The 19,165-nt window shown below is 72.3% G+C and carries 14 protein-coding genes and 3 pseudogenes; 10 read left to right on the forward strand and 7 right to left on the reverse strand.

From position 1 onward, the window contains the following. Positions 1 to 550: 550 nt before the first annotated feature. Positions 551 to 1,741, reverse strand: a complete 1,191-nt coding sequence (locus ACFV04_RS05245; protein ID WP_380526924.1) for a cytochrome P450 — start codon at positions 1,739 to 1,741, stop codon at positions 551 to 553. Between the two features lie 445 nt (positions 1,742 to 2,186). On the opposite strand from ACFV04_RS05245, the gene ACFV04_RS05250 reads away from it, so the two are divergent. From ACFV04_RS05250 to ACFV04_RS05270, 5 genes and pseudogenes are all read left to right on the forward strand, one after another. Beyond that, a complete protein-coding gene (locus ACFV04_RS05250; RefSeq protein WP_380526926.1) occupies positions 2,187 to 2,903 on the forward strand; it encodes a DUF6193 family natural product biosynthesis protein in 717 nt (238 codons plus the stop codon). Between the two features lie 670 nt (positions 2,904 to 3,573). Continuing rightward, positions 3,574 to 4,188: pseudogene (locus ACFV04_RS05255) on the forward strand (SPFH domain-containing protein); the annotation flags it as partial. Between the two features lie 75 nt (positions 4,189 to 4,263). Continuing rightward, positions 4,264 to 5,058 (forward strand): annotated as a pseudogene (locus ACFV04_RS05260) (serine/threonine-protein kinase); the annotation flags it as partial. 256 nt (positions 5,059 to 5,314) lie between these two features. Continuing rightward, positions 5,315 to 5,842 (forward strand): GNAT family N-acetyltransferase, encoded by a 528-nt coding sequence (locus tag ACFV04_RS05265; protein WP_380526928.1) that lies wholly within the window; start codon positions 5,315 to 5,317, stop codon positions 5,840 to 5,842. A gap of 307 nt (positions 5,843 to 6,149) precedes the next feature. After that, entirely contained in the window at positions 6,150 to 6,833 is a 684-nt protein-coding gene (locus ACFV04_RS05270) for a hypothetical protein (protein ID WP_380526930.1), read from the forward strand. A gap of 213 nt (positions 6,834 to 7,046) precedes the next feature. Here the strand turns inward: ACFV04_RS05270 and ACFV04_RS05275 are convergent, their stop codons facing one another. Next, entirely contained in the window at positions 7,047 to 7,637 is a 591-nt protein-coding gene (locus tag ACFV04_RS05275; RefSeq protein WP_380526931.1) for a hypothetical protein, read from the reverse strand. Positions 7,638 to 7,740: 103 nt separating this feature from the next. Here ACFV04_RS05275 and ACFV04_RS05280 point away from each other — a divergent pair, with 103 nt between their 5' ends. Continuing rightward, a complete protein-coding gene (locus tag ACFV04_RS05280; RefSeq protein ID WP_380345247.1) occupies positions 7,741 to 8,169 on the forward strand; it encodes a DUF6210 family protein in 429 nt (142 codons plus the stop codon). Positions 8,170 to 8,223: 54 nt separating this feature from the next. Here ACFV04_RS05280 and ACFV04_RS05285 read toward each other — a convergent pair. The 4 genes and pseudogenes from ACFV04_RS05285 to ACFV04_RS05300 all read right to left on the reverse strand — a co-directional run. After that, positions 8,224 to 8,413: pseudogene (locus ACFV04_RS05285) on the reverse strand (transposase); the annotation flags it as partial. Continuing rightward, complete coding sequence (locus tag ACFV04_RS05290; RefSeq protein ID WP_380526933.1) at positions 8,359 to 8,514, reverse strand: hypothetical protein; 156 nt, start codon at positions 8,512 to 8,514, stop codon at positions 8,359 to 8,361. The pseudogene ACFV04_RS05285 and the gene ACFV04_RS05290, both read right to left, overlap by 55 nt. Positions 8,515 to 8,671: 157 nt before the next feature. Continuing rightward, positions 8,672 to 11,113 (reverse strand): penicillin acylase family protein, encoded by a 2,442-nt coding sequence (locus ACFV04_RS05295; RefSeq protein ID WP_380526935.1) that lies wholly within the window; start codon positions 11,111 to 11,113, stop codon positions 8,672 to 8,674. Between the two features lie 124 nt (positions 11,114 to 11,237). After that, complete coding sequence (locus ACFV04_RS05300; RefSeq protein WP_380526937.1) at positions 11,238 to 14,201, reverse strand: AAA family ATPase; 2,964 nt, start codon at positions 14,199 to 14,201, stop codon at positions 11,238 to 11,240. A gap of 245 nt (positions 14,202 to 14,446) precedes the next feature. On the opposite strand from ACFV04_RS05300, the gene ACFV04_RS05305 reads away from it, so the two are divergent. The 3 genes from ACFV04_RS05305 to ACFV04_RS05315 all read left to right on the forward strand — a co-directional run bounded on the left by ACFV04_RS05305 (position 14,447) and on the right by ACFV04_RS05315 (position 16,944). Beyond that, positions 14,447 to 15,235: a chitinase gene (locus tag ACFV04_RS05305; RefSeq protein WP_380526939.1), complete on the forward strand. Its 789-nt coding sequence runs from the start codon at positions 14,447 to 14,449 to the stop codon at positions 15,233 to 15,235. 16 nt (positions 15,236 to 15,251) lie between these two features. Continuing rightward, positions 15,252 to 16,052 (forward strand): thaumatin family protein, encoded by an 801-nt coding sequence (locus ACFV04_RS05310; protein ID WP_380526941.1) that lies wholly within the window; start codon positions 15,252 to 15,254, stop codon positions 16,050 to 16,052. Between the two features lie 73 nt (positions 16,053 to 16,125). Beyond that, positions 16,126 to 16,944: a glycoside hydrolase family protein gene (locus ACFV04_RS05315; protein ID WP_380526943.1), complete on the forward strand. Its 819-nt coding sequence runs from the start codon at positions 16,126 to 16,128 to the stop codon at positions 16,942 to 16,944. Positions 16,945 to 17,215: 271 nt separating this feature from the next. Here the strand turns inward: ACFV04_RS05315 and ACFV04_RS05320 are convergent, their stop codons facing one another. Further along, positions 17,216 to 17,698, reverse strand: coding sequence for a hypothetical protein (locus ACFV04_RS05320; RefSeq protein WP_380526945.1), 483 nt, complete (start codon positions 17,696 to 17,698; stop codon positions 17,216 to 17,218). A 582-nt stretch (positions 17,699 to 18,280) separates the two neighbouring features. On the opposite strand from ACFV04_RS05320, the gene ACFV04_RS05325 reads away from it, so the two are divergent. Further along, on the forward strand, positions 18,281 to 18,967 hold the full coding sequence (locus tag ACFV04_RS05325) for a type III effector protein (RefSeq protein WP_380526947.1): 687 nt from the start codon (positions 18,281 to 18,283) through the stop codon (positions 18,965 to 18,967). Positions 18,968 to 19,165: the final 198 nt, after the last annotated feature.

A 19,165-nucleotide genomic window follows, 5' to 3' on the forward strand; every position in this document is an offset into this window, starting at 1 on the left:
GGCGGCTCTCTCACCCGGGCAGCCGGTCAGTGGTCAGCCCGCCGGCCGGCGGAACCGGGAACGGCCGGTCACACCACAAGCCGACGGTGTACCCGCCGCTCTCTCCGCTCCCGCCTTCCCCTGAGCTCTCACCGGACCGGGCGAGTCGGCGGAACGGATCGGCTCCGGGGCTTCTCGCGGATCGTCACCAGCCCGTGCCGAGGAGCGTGGTCGAGGTGTACGGGCCGGTCGCGGCCGCCCGCCGGGCCAGGACGGGACCCAGGTGCGGTGACGGTCTGCGGACTCGACACGGCGGGCACGGTCGTGGACCCGTGGCGGCCGTCCGGGCCCGCACCGGTACCCGCCGGACCTCGCCCGTCACGGCTGCCCGAGCTGCTACGACCGAACCGTCCGGTCGGCGAGCCGGACGCGGACGTTGCCCGTGATCACGCGCCGAACGGAAGGGGACTGACCGGACGTGGAGAGGTGGGTTGCCGGGCGAGGTCGAGTGCGCCGTCGACCGTGGCGATGCCGCCCCCCCGACCGCTCCAGGCGGCCGGGACGTGGTCGTTCACGCCTGGAGCCGCACCGGCAGGCTCGTCAGCCCCCTCAGCATGGTGCTCGGCCGCCGCACGAGGTCAGCCGGGTCGGCGTCGAGGACGAGGCGGGGGTGGCGCTCGATCAGGGCGCGGAGTGCGATGGCGGCTTCGACGCGGGCGAGGGGGGCGCCGAGGCAGTGGTGGATGCCGTGGCCGAACGCGAGGTGGCCTCCCGGCGCGCGGTCGCGGTGGATGTCGAACCGGTCCGGGTCGGGGTAGTGGCGCGGGTCGCGTGAGGCTGCGGCGAGGGAGACGAGGACGCTGTCACCCGCCGGGACGGTGGTGTCGCCGATCCTCACCGGTTCGGCGGCGAAGCGGAAGGCCGCGGTTTCCACCGGGCCGTCGTAGCGCAGGGTCTCCTCGATCGCGCCGTCGACGAGCCCGGGATCGGCGCGCAGGGCGGCGAGTTGCTCGGGGTGGGCGAGGAGGGAGAGCACCATGCCCGAGATGAGGTTCACGGTGGTCTCGTGGCCCGCGACGAGCAGGAGGAAGGCCATTCCCAGCAGTTCCTCGGCGGAGAGCCCGTCGGCCGGCGTGGTGACGAGCGCGCTGAGCAGGTCCCCGCGCGGGTCGGCCCGGCGTTCCTCGATGAGGGCCGTGAGGTAGCCGGTCATGGCGCCGGCCGCCGCGCCGGCGGCTTCCGGGGAGCTGGGCGCGACCAGTTCGGTGGACCAGGTGTGGAAGCTGTCGTGGTCCGCCGCCGGTACGCCGAGCAGTTCGCAGATGACGGTCATCGGCAGTGGCAGCGCGTAGGAGGCGACGAGGTCGACGGAGCGCGCGCCGGTCAGCGCGTCGAGCAGTGTGTCGGCGACCTCCTGGATGCGGGGGCGCAGCGCCCGGATCCGGCCGGCCGTGAACTCCCGGGCGACCAGCCCGCGCAGCCGGGTGTGCTGGGGCGCGTCGCTCTGGAGCATGTTGACCCCGAGGGCGTGGCCGCCGTCGTCGGCCCATGAGGAGGAGTGCCGGATGTCGTTGCTCAGCCGGGGGTCAGTGAGGGCGGCGCGGGCCTCGTCGCGGGCGACGACCAGCCACGTCTCGCCGGTTCCCGGGACGAGTATCCGGTGCACCGGCCCCTGCTCGCGGAGTGCCGCGTAGACGGGGTACGGGTCGACGGTGACGTCGAGACCTGCGGGAGAGAGTTCCTGGAGTGTCGGAGCAGGCATGCGCGTTCCCCCTGTAATCGGGGATAGCTCCCCGGTTGATGGCTCGACTCTATCAAACCGGGGACACATCCCCACTTGTGGGTGCGGGCGCGGGTGGTGTGGGCGCCGGTTCCGGTGGCACTGCCCGCACCGGTTTTCCGGCGCCGGCGCGCCCCGTGCCGGGAATACCGCGCAGTGCCCAGTAGCCGGGGTGCTGTCGCCGGGGCTGGTACCGGTCCCACACCACGACGCCCACGACGGCGGGAACGACGGGGAGCAGGCAGCCGAAGACGCCTCGACGGTTTCGGCGGCTGATGCCATCCGTTGGTCCCCCACGGGTGTCGAGCGACGTGCATCCGTCCGAGCGCGGCTGCCGCAAGGGCACAGGGCAAGAGAGCTGACGCCGCCCTCGACGGGCATGCGAAATGCCTGGATCGGCGCCCCCGTCCACCGGCAGACTGGGGCCATGACCCCCTCCTCCCCGGACCTCGTCCCCGACCCCGCGCCGCACCACCGACCGGAAACCGACGGCCCCCTCGTGGACGCCCTGAGCCGCACGGCCGTCCGGCTCGGCCTCTCCCTCCCCGCGCCCGAGGACACCTGGGAACGCCGTGCGGAGTTCAGCGACGGCGGCCGGCGCGTGGTCGTGCACCTCCTCCGCGACGGGCGCGGCTACTGGGTGCGCCTCCACCGGAAAGGCGCCTGGCTCGCCGCCGGATCGACTGCGGAGCTGACCGCCACGGTCAGGGTCGCGGCTGCCTGGATCGGCGGCGCGAATCTGGAACGGACCAGGGCGCTCGCCCCGTTCATCCGGTGCGGGGACTGGGCCCTCGCCCACGAGCGCGAGCCGCTCGACCCGGTCGAACTGGCCTGGTGGCACATGATCGACTCCCACCGCCTGTCGCCGTGGGGCGGCAACCCCCACAGCCTCGCGCTCCTGGAGGCGGCCCACGCCCGGCCGGAGCTCCGTCAGCTGATGCCGGTCACCAGCCACTTCATGCTCTGGTTCTCCACCCGCGTCCAGTACCCGTACACCCGGGTCGGGTACTCGATCGATCCACGGCCTGACGGACGGTACGTCGTGCGGAACAGGGGAGACGTCGTCGCACACTCCGCGAGCCTGGACGAGGCCCTCGCCCTCACGGTGGCCGCACTGCCTGAGCACACCCTCCCGGCACACTGAGGCGCGCACGGCGATGGCCACAGGGACGGTGTCTGACGCCGACGGCCTTCCACGGCGGCGCTCCGGGCGCCATGGAGGCCGAGGCACAGGTCAACGGCGGGCGCAGCTTCCGGGACCCGGAACGCACGGGTCCCGCCGCCGCCCCGGGTGTTCGGCCGGCACGGCCGGTGGAGAAACGGGTGGAGAAGGAGGCCGCCCACGGGCGCCGAGCGCGGCCCGGGCCGACCATCCGGATGCGCCGCGGAGCCGATCCGGCGGGCCCTGGCACCGGCCGACCACGCCGACCTGGGCACCCCCCGGCACTCGCCGGGCGCTTCACACCGCGCTCGCCACACCACCTGCGCTCGCCGTCACCGGCAGGGACCGCTCAACCGCCCTGCCCGGGCAGCGCCGTCAGCGTGATCGCACTGTGAACCGGCACATGATGGCGACGTAGGGCCACCGCGAGCGGTCAGGACCGCAGGCCTGCCGGGTGTGTCCGCGACGGCGGGGGCGGGCCGCCCGTTGCATCGTGGCCCTGGCGCGGTGTCGGCGGCCGGCGGCGACGTCCTGGGCGGCCCCGTCCCTCGGTGGTGGTGAACGCGGGTCCGTCACAGGGTGGATCTGGAAGACTGCTGACCGGTGCGAACCGGTGTCAGGGTCGGGGAGCCGGAGGGGTGGGAGAGGCGCTGTGGAACCGGTCTTAATCGTTCTGGTCATTCTGGTGGTGCTGGTCTTCATTGCCCTGGTCAAAGCGTGTCAGACCGTGCCGGAGGCCAGCGCTGCCATCGTGGAGCGCTTCGGGCGCTACACCCGTACGCTCACGCCCGGTCTGAACTTCGTCATCCCGTTCGTCGACACTCTTCGCTTCCGGGTCGACCTGCGTGAACAGGTCATGGAGGTGCCGCAGCAGCAGGTGGTCACGCAGGACAACCGGTGCGTCGACATCGACATCGCCGTCTCCTACCGGGTGTCCGATGCGAGGGCCGCGACCTACGACGTCACCAGTTACGTCCAGGCAATCGAGCAGCTCGCGGTCGCCACGTTGCGCGGCGCGGTCGACGGCATGGACCTGGAGCAGGTCCTGACCTCCCGAGAGGAGATCATCGCGGCCCTGCGTGGTGCGTTCGACCGGGACACCGCCCGGTGGGGTGTCCTGGTCCACCGCGTCGAGTGCAAGGCGGCCGCACCGCGCACCTCCGTCCCGGGCCCGGCTGCGAAGCAGGTCGGCGCCGACCGGCATGAGAACCTCATCGTCCCGGCCGGCGGAAACGGAGGGGCGCGTGGCACACGGCAGCCACCCGTACGGGCCGGACTGGCCCCCGGGCACCGTCCGTTGCGCCCGGACGATCCTCGCCGTATCGGCCGATACAGCCTGACGGCGGTGCTGGGGCAGGGCGGGATGGGCACGGTCTATCTCGGCCGCTCGCCCGGGCATCGTCTGGTCGCGGTCAAGGTCATCCGGTCGGAACTCGCCGAGGATTCGACCTTCCGGAGGCGGTTCGCCCGCGAGATCGAAGCCGCGAGTCTCGTCGGCGGGTTCCACACCGCGTCAGTGGTCGACGCGGACCCCCACGGCGACCCGCCATGGCTGGCCACCGAGTACATCCCCGGGCCGTCCCTGCACGACGTTCTCAGGCAACAAGAGGCCCTGCCCCCGAGGACCCTGCACACCCTCGCGGTCGGCGTCTCCGAAGCACTCGAACGCATCCATGCCTGCGGCATCATCCACCGCGACCTCAAGCCCGGCAACATCATCATCTCCGGCGCAGGACCCCGCATCATCGACTTCGGCATCGCCCGAGCCCTCGACAGCACCGGACTCACCAGTACCAACTACGTTGTCGGCACCCAGGGGTTCCTCGCCCCGGAACAGCTCACCGGCGGATCGATCACGCATGCCGTGGATCTCTACGCCTTCGGCATGGTGCTGTGCCACGCCGCCGGAGCCGTGCCACTCCCGGACGGCGAATCCCTGACGTCCGCCCTCAGCCTGCTGCCCTCCCGGTTCGTCGACGTCATCACCGGGTGCCTCGACCACGATCCCCGGCGCCGTCCGACGGCCACCGAGGTCCTCGAACTGCTCTCCCGCACCCCGTCGACCGGCGACTGGCTGCCGCTCCCCGTACGCACGATGGTCGACCTGTACAACCCGGCGACCAGCTCGGCACCCTGAGCACTGCGGCGGTGAACGGGCTGGGACGACGAGTTCCTCGCTGACGGCTCCGGCTCGTCGGTGCCGCTCGATGTTTCCACCGGTGCCGCTCGATGTTCCATCGGTGCCGACCCCGCCCACCCGTCGCCCCGGGGGCGGGTCGGCGCCGCCGGCACCACCGGCTGGAACAGCTCCCACCGCTCGTCCGGTACCAGGCACTTCACGATCTTCCGACCGGGCGCCCCGAAGCAGCGGATGATCGGTGAGGATCGTCACCATGACCTACGTGATCGAAGCTGCTCGTCCCGACGACTCCGCGCGGTTGGGGCCGTTGCTGCTGAGGGCTTGGCTGCAGACCTACCCCAACCCGGAGGCGGGGATCGACGAGGACTGGATCCGTGCGCACCGCGGCTCGTCAGCCACCGCGGAAGGCATCAGCCAGTGGCGGGAGTTCATCGAGGCAGCGAACCAGCAACCGGACCTGCTGTTCTGCCGTGTCGTCCGTTCCGGAACCGAGATCGTCGGCGTTCTCTGCGGGCGCCGCAGCGAGGTGGTCACCCTCGGACCGATGTACCTGCTGAACCACGTCCAGGGCCAGGGACTCGGCGGCCGCATGATGACCGAGTTCCTCACCTGGGCCGCAGCCGCACCCATCTGTCTGTGGGCCACCGACTACAACGACAGCGCGGTCCGCTTCTACCAGCGCCACGGATTCAAGATCACGGGCGAGCGAGAGCTCTGGCAAGGAAGACTGCCGAACGTACGGATGACCCGCGAGGCCGCACCCAGCGTCAACCACCGCTGAGCGAACCGCGTTTGACAGCAACTGCCTCGACGGCCCCGCTGCCCTCCGGGCGGCGGGCCGCCTCCTGCTGGGCCTGGGGCTCTCCGGCGTCGCGGGCCGTGTGAAGTCGCTGATCCGTGTCCCCGGGCATCGACAGCGGAGGTTCCGGTGCGTGCCGAAGGTGAGTACGCGTACTCATGTGGCGCCCGGGCAATCCGGTGGAGGATCCCTGAGGGCCGCACGACGCGGCCGCCGCCAGGCTCGCCCGCACCGACGAGGGACATCCACCTCGGCTGGGCCGACCGTGATTCTCCCCGGGGGATTTCCCTTGCGCTCCGCATCCGTACTCCGTTCCGCGGCCATCCCGGCCGCCGCCGCGCTGGCCCTCCTCCTGACCGCCTGCGGCCCCGACAACAGCGACAACCCCACCGGCGCGACACCCACCGGCGCGGCACCCACCACCACCGTGAGCCCGGGCACCGCCTCGCCCTCGACGGCCGCCACCGCACTGCCCACCATCACCGCCGCCGCGCCGACCGCCACCCCGACGGCCCCGAGCCGCTTCGCCGACGCCCTCCCGCCGACCGGGACCGCGAACGGCACCTTCACCGACAGCCAGAAGGGCGACATCTCCCTCAGCATCGGCCCCACCAGCGTGGTCAAGGGCGACATCACCGACCTCGCCGACTTCCTCAAGCCGGAGGACATGGCCGGCAAGACGCCGTACTACGTGCGCGTCACCTACACCCACACCGGTGGCAACGGGATCTACGAGCCCTACTTCAACCTGCGCCTGCGCGCCATGGTCAGCGACACCGCCCAAGCCCGCAAGGTCGACCTGCTCAGCGCCTTCCCGAAGTGCGAGAGCGACGTCCCCCACGGCGGCAAGGACTTCGTCAAGGGCCAGAGCGACCACGAGTGCGCCATCTACCTCGCCCCGGCCGACAAGCCCCTCCAGTACCTCGTGTGGCTCGACAAGGACAACAAGCCCCTTGCCTGGAAGGCCGGCTGAAGCAGACCCGCCCGGGCACGGAACCCGCAGGGCCCGGGCACGGAAGCCGCAGGGCGCGGGCACGGAAGCCGCAGGGCGCGAGGACGGCACCCGCACCGGGCCCGGGCCGGCCCCCTCCGGCACGGCTGCCACCGGTGCGGCTCCTCGCCGAGGAACCACACCGGTTCGGCCGGCCGCCAAGGGTCAGCCTCAACTTCCTGACGCCGTTGCAGCTCACGTCCCCTGCCGCGTCGATGGCAGCCACTCGGCATGTCTGCCGGCGAGTCGGTCGCGCACCTCGGTGCTCTCGGTGAAAATATCCACGCCACCGTCATAGGGATGGACAGCCCAGGCACAGACGGCTTCGGTCAGAATGACGCCGGCGGTCATGTCGTCGGCCACGCACAGCAGTAGCCGGTCCAGTGCGGGATCGTGCAGGTCCGTCGCGGAGACGTAGTGGTGCTGCCATGAGTGGAAGCCTGGCTCGATGGCCAGGTCATCGCTCCGCCAGTGCGTGGCCCCGGGTGTGGTGGCCGCGACCGCAGCGTCTCGCGGAGTCGGGGCACCGGTCGCGGACCAGGAGCAGGTGATCGCCACCAATCCTCCGCCGCCGACCGCGACGTCGCCGAGGAGATCCTCCAGTAGCGCGTGGTGACGCCGCAGGATCTCGGCGTGCTCGGCGTCCGAGGTCGCATACCTCTTGCCCTCCGGGAGAGCATGGAATCGGACCCAGCGCTCTGGGAATTGGTGACGCAGACGGCGGGCCTCCGGCGGGCACTTGGGCCACGACCTGTTCCAGGCACCATCGAGTCCAGCAATGTCCACCGACTGGTCTCTGCCTCTCATGACACCGCAACATAGTCGATCTTGCTTGAGGCTGTTGGGAAACGTCGTTGAACTCGTGGACGGCAGCCGGAAAACTGCTGCCATGAGCTCTCGACGCTTCGTCTTCCTCGACCCTGATGGCAGCAGTGCCGGTGGCTGGCTGTATGTGATGGTCGAGGCGAAGACGGGAGTCATTTACCAGCAGCAATACGGCGGAACCGCCTGCCGGCACGGGCAGGTCGAGGGCTTCCTGGTGCCGCTGTTCGGCCCTGATGAGCTGGACTCGTTGCGCGAGCTGTTCGAGAAGCACTTCCGTGGAGCCGGCACCTGGAACTACCCGTGGCCGGATGACGAGCGGGGCAGGCTGCGCGAGATCATCCGCGCCATCCGGTACTGGGCATGCGACGGGACCGCCGAGGAGCCGCACGCGCTGCGGCTGGACGAGAGCCGAATCCGTGAGGCCGACGAGGCATGGGTGCCGGTGATCACGCCGGACGGGCCCGCCGTGCTGGTGTGGTTCAACTCGGACTGAACCTGGCGATCAGTCGCCCGCCCTGAGCCGGAGGATCCGTGCCGCAATGCCCACCCGGCCGGCACCGGGTCGCGGGACGCGGATCGCGTCCATCACGGACGAGAACATGGTGCAGTCCGTGGTGTTCCCGGCACTGAGCACGATCGACAGCGGCAGACCCCGGCCGTCGACCCAGGTGGACCTTGGTCGTCAACCCGCCCCGGGACCTGCCGAGCGCCTCGCGATGCCCCGATGCCGCTCGGTGACGAACAGGCAGTCCAGATGGACGAATTCGGCCGCCTGCCAGGTGGAGAACTCCCGGGCGAACGTGGCGTGGCCGACCAGTTCACCATCCCGGTCGGCCACCCGGCACCACGCTCTCGGATGTGCCGCCCCTGCCGGGAACAGCGCCGGCTCCAGGCAGGCACCGTTCCGGCGAGCTCGAACGCTCGGACGGGCCGCGTGGTGCACGGCAGCCTCGGCCAGAACAGCGGCGGGCACACCGGGAGCTGCACCGGCGATCTCAGCGGTGCAGCCTGGTGATCTGCAGGCACGGGTCGGCCTTGATCTCGGCCTCGGTGTACCGCTCGGTGACCCAGCGCTTCTTCGAGAACAGCGCGGTCTGGTCGGTGTAGTGCGGCGATCCGGGGTTCACGGACTCTCCGTAGGTGAGCAGGGTGCGGGTGTGCGGGCCCGCGGGCGTCAGTTCGGTGGCCATGACGAAGCCGGTGCCGTACGCGTCGGTGAGGTCGGCCGGCCGGACGGCGCCGGTGGTGCCCGAGGTGGCGGAGGCCTCGACGGCGTTGAAGCAGCCCTCGGTCCCGTCGCAACCGTGCAGTGGTATACCTGCCCACCGCTGGACGTCGCCGATGGTGGCGTCCAGGGCCGTCCCGTCCTTCGCGAGCTGCTGGACGGCGTCGGCCAGGGCGTGTCGGGCGGTGACGCTGTCGCCCTTGATACCGCGCGGGGTGGTGAGCGGCTGGGCGGGGTCGTACGGCACCCGCACGAAGGGGTCCACGTAGTGCCGGAACAGCCCGCGGTAGAACCTCTCCCAGAGGACGGCACCGTGACCGTCCGCGTCGTCCCGCGTGCTCCACCCGGCCAACACGTCGCAGGCTGCGCCGACGTCGACCGGGCTGCCGTCGCCGGCGGGCAGGACGGGGTTGGCCCGGCACATCGCGACCACGTCGTCCCGGCCGAGCTCCGCGCCGTGGTTGCGGTCGCCGAACATGGTCGCCTGCAGGCTGGGCAGGGTGAAGCCCGGAGCACCGAGCCCGTCGCTGCCGTCCCGCCGGTCGGCGATCATCTGCAGCCCGAGCTGGGGGCGTGGCGCCAGCCCGCGGTCGGTGCCGTAGATGCTCGGGTAGCCGGTGAGCGGGGCGCTCGCGTTGGCGAGGTACGGGTTGTTGTTGGAGTTGGCGACGTAGTCGGTCCGCGCCAGCTCGGGGTGGTTCGCGGGGCCGAAGATGCCGGGCACCACCGCGTCCGGGTCGCTGCCCGGGTCGCAGGCCGCCGTCGAGCCGTCCAGGAGGGTCGGCAGGTCGTGCAGCTCGGGCAGGCGGCACTGCTCGAGCTGCTCGTCGGTCACGTGCGGCACGTTGGAGGCGTCGGTGAAGTACGTCTCCCCGGTGGCATCGGTGGCGACCGTGTAGTTCCACGGATCGCCCTGGTAGGTGTTCGCCGCCTGCTTCAGCTCGCCGAGGCTCTGCGCCCGGTCGAGCGCCAACCACTGGTTCATCGAGCGCAGGTTCTCGGCGTTGGCGTCGCGGACGGCGTACGCGTAGGTGCCCGACCAGTGGTCGGCCAGCACCGGGCCGAAACGGGAGCTGTAGAGGGTGCGGCTCACGGTCGACAGCGTGCCGTCGGCGGCGCGGACGGTGACCCGGACGTCCCTCCTGTCCATCGGTACGGCCTTGCCGTCCACCAGGTAGCTGGTCGGGTCGCCGGGCACCAGCGGGAGTCGGTACAGGGTCGCATGGTCCGCGAAGCTGGAGGTCTCGGTGAAGGCGAGCCCCCGGGTGTGGCCGATCTCCACCACCGGCGTGCCGTAGAGGCCCGCGCCCGAGACGTCCATGACCCCCGGGATGGTCAGTTGCACCTGGTAGAAGCGCATGCCGCCGGACCAGGGCAGGTGCGGATTGGCCAGCAGCATCCCGTCCTGGTTCTGCGTGACGTCCCGGCCGAGTGCCCAACCGTTGCTGCCGAGGTCCGGGCCGTGCCCGGGGCCCCCGGCCGGCGCGGCCGCGGCGTCGGGGGCCGCCGAGGGCTCGGCCTGGGCGCCCGGGATCGCGGTGGCGATGGACTGCTGGAGGCTGCTGGTCCCCGAGCTGGTGTTCAGCTCGTAGACCAGGCTCCAGATGTCCTCGGCGGTGATCGGACCGACCCAGGCCTGGCCCCGGCAGGAGGCGTCCGGCAGGCGCTCCACGCCGGTGTCGTGCAGGTAGCGGTTGTAGCCTGCCGCGTAGCCCTCGACCATCTGCCGCAGCTCGGCCGTCGGGCCGAGCGGGGCCGGCCGGTCGAGCAGGCGCCGGACGGTGCCGGCCTGCCGCAGGCCCTGGTGGTAGGTGTCGCTCTCCAGGTTGGTGGTCCTGCCCTGGTAGAACGCGTCGGGGCCGAGGAAGCGGGAGCGCTCGCCCCGCAGGGTCACGACCTGGTCGGCGAGTTCGCACAGGTTGTCCTGGGCGAAGGCGTAGCCGTAGCCGTACCCGAGGCCGCCGAAGTCGTGGGCCTGGATGTGCGGGATGCCGTACTCGGTCCGGCGGATCTGCGCACTGTAGCCGTCGCCGCCCGCCGTCGGACCGGCCGCGTCGGCCACGTCGGCCACGTCGGCCACGTCGGCCGCGGAGGCGGGCGCCGGCAGCAGCCCCGCGATGACCGAGGCCAGGCACAGCGCGGCCACCCCGGAGGCCAACCGCTTGATCTGTGAGCGTTGCTGATGTGTCGTGAGTTTCTCCGTGCGAGCCATGGGACCACCGTGCCGTGGCCGGCACCTTCCCGGCATCGGCCCGGCGGCGAAACCTCGTGCGCGACGTAAGCCCGTGGGATTACGCCCCCCGGCCAGTCCGGCGTCCTCCCCGCAGGTGCCGGGGTCAGCTGCGGTTCCGAGAGGGGCTCGGTCGACTTCCCGGCCGCGCGGACGGGGCCGGCGCGGAGCGTGCCCCGCGAACGGTCACCGGAGCGCGGCCCGGCGACTCCACCCCGGTGCCCCCGGTGCCCGCAGTACCCGCAGTGCCCGCGGTCACTGCGGCGACCTCGCGGCGCGAGCGGACACCGAGCTTGCCGAGGATGTGGGAGACATGGGTCTCCACCGTGCGGCGCGAGAGCAGCAGCATCGCGGCGATGTCGGGATTGGACAGCCCCTGCACGACCAGTTCGGCCACGCGCTGCTCCGTCACGGTCAGCGCGTCCCGGCCCGAGGCTGGCCGGGAGCGCGGTCCCCGGATCCCGGCCCGCACTCCCCAAGGGCGCATGCGGGCGGCGGCGCGGCGCGCGTCCCAGACCGCGCCCAGCTCGGCGTAGAGCGCGAGGGCCTCGCCGAACGCGGCCCGGGCCGCGTCGCGGTCGCCGGACGCGGCCCGGAGCACGGCGAGGTCTTCGAGGGCGTTTGCCAGGTCCGGGAGCCGGCCCACGGTGCGGTGGTGGTCGATCGCGGCGAGCAGCCGGGCCGGGTCGTGGTGCAGCAGTGCGCGGCACCACTGGGCGGCGGCCCGCGTGGCGGGCAACGGTTCGATGTGGGCGTGCCGCCGGCTTTCGAGCGCCGCGGTCCGTGCCGTGTGCCGGTCGTCCACGGCGAGCGCCAGGCGGACCAGGCCGACCAGCCACTCCGGATGCCTCCTGGTGTCGTACTCGTACGCGGGGGCCAGCAGCGCCGCGAGCACCTGGAGGGCCTCGCGGGGTCGGCCCGTCCGTTCGAGGGCGAGGCTGCGGGCCACGATCCGGTACGAGGCCGCCACGGGCCAGGTCGGCGGCGCGACCTCGGTGTCCGGGGCCTGCGGATGCCCGGCTGCCTCCTGCAGGCGGTCCCGCCGGGCGTCGATCAGGGCCCGCAGGCCGTGCCGGGCGAGTTGCCAGCGGCCCTGCGGAAGGTCGGTGACCTCGTCCAGGACCGTCTGCGCGTCGTCCCAGCGACCGTGCTCGTAGTACCGCTCGGCGATCCTGACCAGGCTCATCGAGAGCAGCACCGGTCCGGTCCGCTCGGCGAGGGCACGGGCGTGCGCCAGCGACTCCTCCGCCTCCCGCGGGCGGCCCAGGCTGTCCAGTGCCACCGCCCGGTGGCCCAGCAACATGAGCCGCAGGTCGACGAGTTCGCGGTCGTCGCCGATCCGCGCGAGCGCGCGGTCGGCCAGGACCAGCGCACCGCCCTGGTCACCCTCCCGGCTGCGGATCAGGGCGGCCGCGTTCAGGGCGTAACCGACGGTGGTGGCGTTGTCGAGCCGCACCCCTTCGGCCAGTGCGACGCTCATCGCCGCACGGCCCGCGACGAGCCGGCCCTGGAAGCCCCGGGCGGTGGCGAGCAGGGCCAGCAGTCCTGCCCGCCATGGCGGCGCGAGCCGCGGGTCGCCGAGAGCCGCGTGCCAGTTCGCCTCCACGTCCTGGTAGCGGCCGGCCCGCAGCGCGATGCTGGTGAGCAACCATCGGGCCCGGCCAACGAGTTCACGGTCCGAGGTCGCCAGCAGGATGCTGCGGGCGAGCTCCCCGGCCCGGTCGGCGCGGCCCGTGCGGAAGTAGAGCGCCGCCAACCGGTTGGCCAGCACGTGACGCCTCGGACAGTCCGCGTCCGTCCGCCGCAGGGCGTGTTCGAGCAGCTCGGCGGCGATCACCGGGGCCCGGTGGACCAGGCGCGCCGCGTTGTCGGCGAGCCATTCCCACTCCCAGCCGTCCGCTCCTTCCCGCACGGCGGGGAGGATCAGCTCGGCCACGCGCTCGACCGGCGCCCCGGCGGCGACCAACTCCCGTACCGCGTGCCGCCGCAGCCCCGCGCGCAGGGCGGACGGGATGGTCTCGTGGAGCACCTCCTTCAGCACGGCGTGGCGGAACCGCAGCCGGGACCCGGCCGACTCCAGCACGCCCGCGCTCAGAGCCTCCTCCACCACCGCGAGGAGGCCGGCGCCTCCCGCCGCGGCCGTCAGATCCGCCACCGAGAACTCGGGCCCGAGCAACGACGCGGTGCGCAGCACCCGCTGGGCCCCGGCCGAGAGAGCGGCCAGCCGGTCCGCGACGACGTCCGTGAGGGCCTGCAGCTCCCCCGTGTCGCGGCCGTCCGCGGGCAGCTCCACCGTGCCGGCGGCGCGGTCCAGGGATCCGCCGCGCACCAGGGCGCCCAGCAACTCCCGGACGTACAGCGGGTTTCCGGCCGCCGAGCCGAGCCGTGCGGCGAGCCGTGGCCCGGGGGTCCCTCCGGCCAGCACACCCACCAGCTCCGACACGCTCGCCTCACTCAGGCCGCCGAGTGAGAGCACCCGCCCGCCCCGGGGACGGAGTTCCCAACGCAGTCGCGTCAGGGCTGGGCGGCGCGGCACCGGTCGGCAGGTCCCGATGGCCAGCAGCGGCCGCTGAGCCGCGCTTCGGCAGAGGCTACGCCACATCAACAGGGTTGCCTCGTCGGCCCATTGGAGATCCTCCAGGGCCAGGACCACCGGCCCGGACGCGCACAGCCGGTCGACCCGGGCCAGCAGCTGTTCGGTGGCGGCCGCCATCGGATCGGCGCCGCCGGGATGCGGGTCCCGGCCCGCGCGGTCCGGTGGTCGTCGACGCGGCGGTGCGGCCTGCGCGTGCCGTGGATCGGACGATCGCGGGGGCACGCCGAGGAGCCGTGTCATGGCCGAGAGCGGAAGCCGTTGCCCCAGTTCGTCGCACTGCCCGAACAGCACCTCGCATCCGGCGGCTCCGGCCGCGGCGAGCGGTGCGGCGAGCAACGCGGACTTGCCGATGCCGGGTTCGCCCTCGACGAGCAGGCTGCCCCCGCGGCCGGCCGCGACGTCGGCGACCAGGCCCTCCAGCACGGCTCGTTCGGCTTCCCGTCCGGTCACGCCGACCATCTGCCGAATCAGCATGTACATGACCCTAACCGGATCAGGAGGGGTGCCAAACGTCGCGCACGTCACGCCCGGATCACCGATCGGGCGGGGCCCGACGCCGTACGGCGGTCCGGGATCTCAGTGAGGCTCACGGATGTCTCCGCGGATCCCGCTGCCGGACGATCGTCCGGCAGCCCCGGCGCGGTCACCGCTGCGCGATCGGCGCTCGTCCGCCACGCAGACGGGAACCCGCCACCGTCACCACGCGAGGAAGGCCCTGCATGCCCCTTCGACGCTCAGCCCTGAGGATCGCCGCGGCAGCGGCAGCCGTATCGGCGATCATCCTGCCCACCTCCGCCACCGCCGCCACCTCCACCCCCGCCGGCACACCCGCCGCCACCTCCGCCGAGTCGAAGGCCGGAGTGGCACCGGCGACGGCCTCGGGCCAGGCCGGCTTCGTCGTGAGCAAGGCCCAGTTCGGCCGGATGTTCCCGAACAGGAACCAGTTCTACACCTACGAGGCGCTGGTCGGCGCGATGAGCGCCTACCCCGGCTTCGCACACACCGGAAACGACGCGCTCCAGCGACGGGAGGCGGCAGCGTTCCTGGCGAACGTCAGCCATGAGACCGGCGGCCTGCGCTACGTCGTGGAGCAGAACACCGCCAACTACCCGACGTACTGCGACGCCGCCCGGCCCTACGGGTGCCCGGCGGGACGCGCGGCCTACTACGGACGGGGGCCGCTCCAGCTCAGCTGGAACTTCAACTACAAGGCGGCAGGGGACGCCCTGCACATCGACCTGCTCCACAACCCCCATCTGGTCCAGACCAATCCCGAGGTCTCGTGGAAGACCGCACTCTGGTACTGGAACACCCAGTCCGGACCCGGCTCCATGACGGCACACCGGGCGATCGTCACCGGCGCCGGTTTCGGTCAGACGATCCGCAGCATCAACGGCGCCGTGGAGTGCAACGGCAGGAACACCGCCGAGATGCAGGACAGGGTCAACCTGTACCAGGGGTTCGCACGGCTCCTCGGCACCTCCCCCGGCACCGACCTGACCTGCTGAGCGGAAAGGAGAAGTCATGCGCAGGTTCCTGACCAGGCTGTTCGTCGCGATTGCCGCTGCCGCACTGACCGCGGTACTGCCGAGCGCAGGCACGGCAACGGGTGCGACGGCAACGGGCTCGGCAGCGACGGGTACAACAGCGACGGCCGCGGCGGTCAACCACACGGTGACGTTCGTGAATCACTCCCCGCAGAACCTGTGGATCGGAAGCGGCGTCAACGCCGACGGATCGAAACAGTTCACCCGGCTACCGGTCCTGGCGCCCGGGCAGTCGGCGACGGTGACGATCCCCGAGACGGCCGCCCCGTTCCACTGGCGTGGAAAGTTCTTCGCACGGCAAGGATGCGGTGGCGCCTCCGGCAGCACCTTCCACTGCCGGGTGGGCGACTGCGGCCCGTTCTCCGACCACTGCACGACGGGCGAACAACCGGCCAGTCTGGCGGAGTTCAACTTCGACAGCAAGGACGGCGCCGCTCCCTGGTACGACGTGAGCTACGTGAACGCGTTCTCGCTGCCGGTCACGATCACTCCGGTGAACGCCACGGTTCCGCCCGGCGGGGGCTGCGACACGCGGGGCTGCGCGGCGAACCTGCTGCCCTCCTGCCCGCCCGCCGATCTGACGCGCGGGCCGGACGGCAAGCCGATGCTGTGCACCAACCCCAGCCGGGACACCCCCACCGACTACAGCCGCGCGCTCAGCGCGAAGTGCCCCAAGGCCTACACGTGGTCCAAGCAGGACCAGGTGCCGGGCAACAAGGTGATGCAGCAGTGCAGCCACTGCAAGGGCTTCACCGTCACGTTCGGGCCCACCGGGTGAGCCACCGGTCCCGGTTCCCGGTCCGAGCCGCCGCGGCTTCGTCATGCCGGTGGGGTGGAAGGAGAGGAACGCTGTGCCGCGTCGAACACGCCTGTTCACCGTCCTGCTCGCGGTGCTGACCTGGCTCACCGTCGGCAGCCCGGCCGACGCGTCCGCCGCCCCGGTGAAGAAGAAGGGCGTGAGTGCCTGGAACTTCACCGACGTCACCAAGGCACTGGCTGACGCCAGGGTCGGCTGGTACTTCACCTGGGCCTCGGACCGGCAGCAGATCAGGTCGCCCGCCGGCGTCGAGTTCGTCCCCATGATCTGGGGTGCGGCCTCGGTGACCGACGCACAACTCGGAACGGCCAGGAAGGAGGGCACGACCCTGCTCGGATTCAACGAACCCGACCTGCCGGCGCAGGCCGACATGAGCGTGACCAAGGCCCTCGACCTGTGGCCCCGGCTCCAGTCGACCGGGATGCGCCTGGGGGCACCCGCGGTGGCCGGCGGCGGCGACACCGCGGGCGGCTGGCTCGACCGGTTCATGAAGGGCGCCGCCGCCCGCCGCTACGAGGTCGACTTCATCCCCCTGCACTGGTACGGCTCGGACTTCCGTGCCGATGCCGCGACGAGCCAACTGCGGAGCTACCTCCAGGCCACCTACGACCGCTACCGGAAGCCGATCTGGCTCACCGAGTACGCCCTGATCGACTTTTCGGGCGGCACCCCGAGGTATCCGACGCCGGAACAGCAGGCCGCGTTCGTGACGAAGTCGACCGCCATGCTCCAGGCGCTTCCCTTCGTCGAACGCTACGCGTGGTTCACCCTCTCCGCGGACCGCGGCGGCACTGGCCTGTACAACCGGGCAACGCCCAACCGGGTGGGTACGGCCTACCGCGCGGCCGGCTGAGCGCGAGCCCCGCCCGCCCCTGCGGACAGGCGCGATCGACCGCGCAGCCCGGACCGGCGCGAAGCCGGTCACCCGGGAGGGAAGACTCGGATCGCGGGTGAGCCCGGCGGGTGGTGGATCACCGTGTCCACCACCCGCCGGGCGACACCGCGTGGCTGACCGGCTCGGCCCGTCGGCCCGCCCGTCGACCCGCCCTTCCGGGATGCCGTCAGGGCCGACGTTCGCAGGAGTCCGGTGCGGGCGCGGTGGCCGGCCGCCCCGGGGGCCGGCGTCAGTAGACGAGGATGTCCCAGTGGCTGCCCTCGTTGCAGTACAGGTTGCCCGAGGCGGCCTTCCACTGCGGGTAGCCGTCGCCCCGGTAGCCGATGTAGGTGAAGCTGTTCTGGATGTAGCCGTCGATGCAGGAACTGCGGGCGATGTCGACCTTGTAGCCGTTGTAGTGGCTGTAGGTGCCGGAGGCGTGGCCCACCTCGGTCCCGCCCGTGATGTTGATGGCACAGCCGCTGGCCCGCTTGAGGGTGATGATGGCGCTCACCGTGCCCGAGTTGATCTGCTCGAACGAGGTGCAGGTGGAGTTGGACCTGGTGGTACATCCCCCGCTGGAACTCCACGTGATGCCGGCGCTGCTGAACTGACCGGCGGCCGTCGACTGCGACAGCTTGGTACCGCTGGCGCCGGCCGTGGGCGCCGAGACGGCGAGGCCGGCCAGGGCCAGGGCAACGACGGTGGCTGCGGTGCGTGGCTTCATCTGCATCTCCCGGTGACGATGGTGGACCTCCGACCCGGCCCCCGGATCCGGGCGGGCCTCGGCAGGCGGACGGGTGGCCCGGCACCGGACGAAAGAGGACCGGTCCGGACCACGGGATCGTGCGACGTGCGGTGACGCGGCAGTGCTCCGGCGCGAGGGACGATCCGCGCTGCGCCCCCGCCCGCAGATCCTGCGTGAGGAGCGGGCTTCGAGGACCGGTGCCGCACCAGGATGACCCACCACCGTCTATGCGAGTAGACCCCGGCCCGTGAATTTCGTGTGACGACGAGGCGTCCGTCCCCCAGGGGCCGACCGGCCCGGCGGCCGAGGCGGTGGCGACCGGGACGAGGGAGGCGGTCCCGCAGCGGCGGCAGGCGGTGGACGCGTCGGCGTCGAGGGCGGCGAACAGGTCGAGGGCGGCGGTGAGATGACGCGTCGGCAGACACGGTTCATTCGGTCGACGGGCGTGATCCCCACGCGCATGCACATCGCTCCGGTTCCGGGCTGCAGGGACCGTACGGCGCGACACCGCGTTGTAGCATGTCGTCCATGCGATGACAGCGGACCGGTCAACGGAAGGGTGACGGCATGACGGTGCGGGACACCGGCACGGCCGGGACAGGGCCGGCCTCGTTCCTGGCCGCCGCCGCCGCGCTGGGCACGATGGACGCCACCGCCCGCACGGCCCGCCACGCGCCTGCGGACACCGCGGACCAGCGCGACCCGCAGCAGGCCCTGTCCGCGCTCCTGATGCTGCGCCACCTCCGCGAGGAACTCGCAGGCTGGGAGACCGGCCTGATCGAGACCGCCCGCGGCGCCGGCGCCACCTGGACCGACCTCGCCGAACCGATGGGCGTGCGGAGTCGACAGGCCGCCGAGCGCCGCTACCTGCGCATGCGCCCCGACAGCGACGCCGGCACCGAGGTGGGCAGCACCGGCGAGCAGCGCGTCCGGGCCGCACGCGACCGGCGCGCCGCCGACCGCGCGGTGGCCACCTGGGCCCGCGACAACGCCGCGGACCTGCGCCGTCTCGCCGGACAGATCAGCGCCCTGGACGGCCTCGCCACCTCGGCGGCACCCGCCGTACAACGCCTGCTGGACGCACTCGGCCACCACGACCCCGCCCGCCTGCTCGCCCCGCTCGCCGGGACCCGGCCCCTCCTGGAGGCGGACCACCCGACGATCGCCGACCGCCTCGACGCGCTCACCGCCCGAACCGAGCAGCTGCGCACCGACAGTGACCGGCGGCGCCGCAGACCCTCCGTCGGCCCGTGACCGCGAGCCCGCCGGGCCGCGGCCCGCAGCGCGCGAGACGGTGCCGGAGCTGACCGGCGGGCCCGCTGCGGTGGCCCTGGTCGAGCAGGCCGTGCCAGCCGCGCCACGCCCGGCGACCGTTGCCGCCCGAGCCGTCCCACCAGCCCCTCGACCACATCCGAAGACCCCGGTCCGGACCCGGCACACCCGTCCGGATCC

Origin of the sequence: Kitasatospora sp. NPDC059599 (assembly GCF_042735125.1) — a bacterium.
Classification (GTDB): Bacteria; Actinomycetota; Actinomycetes; order Streptomycetales; family Streptomycetaceae; genus Kitasatospora.